At 72.8% G+C, this 3,844-nt stretch carries 4 protein-coding genes; 3 read left to right on the plus strand and 1 reads right to left on the minus strand.

Annotated features, from left to right (window positions below; translation table 11 throughout):
- Positions 1 to 83: 83 nt before the first annotated feature.
- Positions 84 to 1,535: an argininosuccinate synthase gene (gene argG / locus ABZ371_RS30140; protein WP_358685544.1), complete on the minus strand. Its 1,452-nt coding sequence runs from the start codon at positions 1,533 to 1,535 to the stop codon at positions 84 to 86.
- A gap of 291 nt (positions 1,536 to 1,826) precedes the next feature.
- Here argG and ABZ371_RS30145 point away from each other — a divergent pair, with 291 nt between their 5' ends.
- From ABZ371_RS30145 to ABZ371_RS30155, 3 genes are all read left to right on the plus strand, one after another.
- On the plus strand, positions 1,827 to 2,390 hold the full coding sequence (locus tag ABZ371_RS30145; RefSeq protein ID WP_358685547.1) for a DUF2243 domain-containing protein: 564 nt from the start codon (positions 1,827 to 1,829) through the stop codon (positions 2,388 to 2,390).
- Positions 2,390 to 3,217 carry a cytochrome c oxidase assembly protein gene (locus tag ABZ371_RS30150; RefSeq protein WP_358685550.1) on the plus strand — a complete coding sequence of 276 codons (828 nt, stop codon included), beginning with the start codon at positions 2,390 to 2,392 and terminating at the stop codon, positions 3,215 to 3,217. Before ABZ371_RS30145 ends, ABZ371_RS30150 begins: the two co-directional genes overlap by 1 nt.
- 76 nt (positions 3,218 to 3,293) lie before the next feature.
- The gene (locus ABZ371_RS30155; RefSeq protein ID WP_358685552.1) at positions 3,294 to 3,776 is read left to right on the plus strand and encodes an MSMEG_6728 family protein; all 483 of its coding nucleotides are present in this window, start codon (positions 3,294 to 3,296) and stop codon (positions 3,774 to 3,776) included.
- Positions 3,777 to 3,844: the final 68 nt, after the last annotated feature.

Genomic DNA, 3,844 nt, shown 5'->3' on the forward strand with positions numbered 1-3,844 from the left:
GGCCGCCGGGCGCATCGGCGTGCGGAGCCGGAGTCCGGCGGGCGTACCCCGCTGACCGGCCGTGGCGGGGTCCGCCGCTTTCGTCAGTCGGTGCCGAACTCCATCGCGGCGCGGTCGAGCATCTGGTCGGCGTCGCCCTCGGCCGGAGCGCGGGAGGCGATGACCTCGGCGCCGCCTTCCGGCATGTCGCCGATCAGCTTCGTCGAGTCGGCCTGCGGGGCACCGAGGAGCGCCGCGTGGGTGTTGCCGACGATGCCGAGACCGGCGTACTGCTCCAGCTTGGCGCGGGAGTCGGCGATGTCGAGGTTGCGCATGGTGAGCTGGCCGATCCGGTCCACCGGGCCGAACGCCGAGTTGTCGGTGCGCTCCATGGACAGCTTGTCCGGGTGGTAGCTGAACGCCGGGCCGGAGGTGTTCATGACCGAGTAGTCCTCACCGCGCCGCAGGCGGAGCGTCACCTCTCCGGTGACCGCCGCCCCGACCCAGCGCTGCAGCGACTCGCGGACCATCAGCGCCTGCGGGTCGAGCCAGCGGCCCTCGTACATGAGGCGGCCCAGGCGCCGCCCCTCGTTGTGGTACTGCGCGACCGTGTCCTCGTTGTGGATCGCGTTGACCAGCCGCTCGTACACGGCGTGCAGCAGCGCCATGCCCGGGGCCTCGTAGATGCCGCGGCTCTTGGCCTCGATGATCCGGTTCTCGATCTGGTCCGACATGCCCATGCCGTGGCGGCCGCCGATGGCGTTCGCCTCCATCACCAGGTCGACCGGCGAGGCGAACTCCTTGCCGTTGATCGTCACCGGACGGCCCTGGTCGAAGCCGATGGTCACGTCCTCGGCGGCGATCTCGACGGAGGGGTCCCAGAACCGCACACCCATGATGGGGTCGACGGTCTCGACACCCGTGTCGAGGTGCTCCAGCGTCTTCGCCTCGTGGGTGGCGCCCCAGATGTTGGCGTCGGTGGAGTAGGCCTTCTCGGTGCTGTCGCGGTAGGGGAGGTCGTGGGCGAGCAGCCACTCCGACATCTCCTTGCGGCCACCGAGTTCGGAGACGAAGTCGGCGTCCAGCCACGGCTTGTAGATGCGCAGGTGCGGGTTGGCGAGCAACCCGTAGCGGTAGAACCGCTCGATGTCGTTGCCCTTGAAGGTCGAGCCGTCGCCCCAGATCTGCACGTCGTCCTCGAGCATGGCCTTGACCAGCAGGGTGCCCGTGACGGCGCGGCCGAGCGGCGTCGTGTTGAAGTAGGCACGCCCCCCCGAGCGGATGTGGAACGCGCCGCAGGTGAGCGCGGCCAGGCCCTCCTCGACCAGCGCGGCGCGGCAGTCGACCAGGCGCGCGATCTCGGCGCCGTACGCCGTCGCACGGCCGGGCACCGACGCGATGTCGGGCTCGTCGTACTGGCCGATGTCGGCGGTGTAGGTGCACGGGACGGCGCCCTTGTCGCGCATCCAGGCGACCGCGACCGAGGTGTCGAGTCCGCCGGAGAAGGCGATGCCGACGCGCTCGCCGGTGGGCAGGGAGGTGAGAACCTTAGACATGGGAAGAGTATGCGCCAGAATGCATTTTCATGCAAAGTGGTTCGGCGGCTCTCTTCACGTCAACACCGTCCGGCGGTCCTTCGGCCCGGTGCCGGGGACCCGGGTGGGGCGCTGGCACCCCGCTCCGCAGGGGACTCCCCGCGCACGCCCGGGCCGCCACCGGGGCGGCGGCCGCCCGCGCACCGGCCGTTCCGGGCCGATCCGGGCCGGGGGCGTGAGCTTCCCGGGCCGCGCGGGCATACGTGCTGTCCAGGGCCCACCGGCCCGACGCACAGGGGAAGGGGACAGGTGATGGCCACCACCAGCGGGGCGGCCCGGGCGGTGCAGGCTCCCGCCGACATCCGGCTGCCGGGGATCCTGCTCGGGATCGGGCTCGGCGGCTTCGTCGACGGCATCCTGCTGCACCAGCTCCTGCAGTGGCACCACATGCTCACCAGCACGAACGACGACCGCATCGGCGTCAGGTACTACGACCCCCGCACGGTCTCGGGGCTCGAGATGAACACCGTGTGGGACGGGGTCTTCCACGCGGTGTGCTGGCTGGCGGTCCTCACCGGTCTGGCCGTCCTCCATTCCCGGGTCACCCACGAGCGCCGGCGCGTCTGGACCTCCCGGGTGCTGTGGGGTTGGGTCCTGGTGGGCTGGGGGCTGTTCAACATCGTCGAAGGCCTGCTCGACCACCAGATCCTCGGCATCCACCACGTCCACGGCGGCCCCCACCGGATCTGGTGGGACATGGGCTTCCTCCTCCTGGGCCTGCTCCTGCTCGCCGGCGGCCGCCTCCTGGGGCGAGGCGGGCGGTCCGTCGACCCCGGCGCCCCCGCGCGGGGCGGGCGTGAGGCCGGGAGCCGCTGATGGGCCACGACGCGCACTCACCCGGGGCCCCGGCCTCCGGCGTCCTGCCGGGCACCGTGCTGCCCGCGTTCGCGCTGCTGCTGCTCGCGGGTTCGTACGTGGCGCTGAGCCGCCGGGCCCGCCGCTGCAACCCCGTCCAGGGGTGGAGCCCCTGGCGAACGGCCTGCTTCCTGGCGGGCGCCGCACTGCTGGCCGTGGCCCTGCTGCCACCCGTCGCCGCGTACGCCCACCACGACTTCCGCGGACACATGGCCCAGCACATGCTCATCGGCATGTACGCGCCACTCGCCCTGGTGCTCGGCGCCCCCGTCACCCTGCTGCTGCGCACCCTGCCCACCGCGCACGGCCGCCGGCTGACACGGGTGCTGCACAGCCGCCCCGCCCGGGTGGCGACGCGTCCCGCCGTCGCCCTGCTCCTGTCCGCCGGCACCCTGGTGGCGCTCTACGTCACCCCCCTGTACAACACGGCCATGGGGCATCCGGCGGGTCACTGGCTGATGAACGCCCACTTCCTGCTGGCCGGCCTCCTGTTCGCCCACGTCATGGCGGGCCCCGATCCGGCACCCTCGCGGCCGGGCGTGCGCGTCCGGCTGGTCTGCCTGGGAGTCGCGATCGCGGTGCACGCCGTGCTCTCGCAGATGATCTACGGGGGCTTCTGGACCGACGTCCACGCACCGGTCGACCAGGTCAGGGGCGGCGCAGAGCTCATGTACTACGGCGGCGACATCGCCGAACTCCTGCTGGCCGCGGCCCTGGTGGCCACCTGGCGCCCCACCCCCCGGGCCCGCCCGCGCGGCAGTGGAGCGGCCCGCCGCGTGCCCGCGTGAGCGCACGCGGGCCGGGGGCCGCCGCCACCCGGCCGCGCCGGACCGGAACGCGCTCGTCGCACGGTAAGAAGGTCATGTGCAGACATTTCTCCCTTTTCCCTCTTTCGTGGACACGGCCCTGGTCCTGGACCCGCGGCGGCTCGGCAAGCAGCGGGTGGAGGCACTCCAGGTGCTGCGCGGTCTGACCGTCCCGGGATACGGCTGGCGCAGACACCCCGCCGTACGCATGTGGACCGGGTACGAGGAGGCGCTCGTGCGGTACGGCCTGGACATCTGCGCGGCGTGGACGGCCGAGGGGCGCTCCGACACCTGCGCGGCCACCCTCACCCGGGACTTCGGCACCTCGCACCCGGGAGTGGGGATCCGGAGTCAGGACGAGCTGGCCGTGGCCGGGGAGCTTCCGCCCTGGCTCGGGGACCCGGACTTCCACCGCAGTCACCGGTCGGCGCTGGTCGGGAAGGACCCGGACTTCTACCGCGACCGCTTTCCCGACGTGCCCGGGGGCATGCCGTACGTCTGGCCCAGGTCGGACCGCGACCCGGAGCCCGGGCCCGGCTGAGCCGGTGCGCCACCGCACACGCCTCCGGCCCCGCCCCGCTCCGCCCACCGCACGCGTGCGAGGGCGGC

The organism is Streptomyces sp. NPDC005899, from assembly GCF_040629645.1.
Lineage (GTDB): Bacteria > Actinomycetota > Actinomycetes > Streptomycetales > Streptomycetaceae > Streptomyces.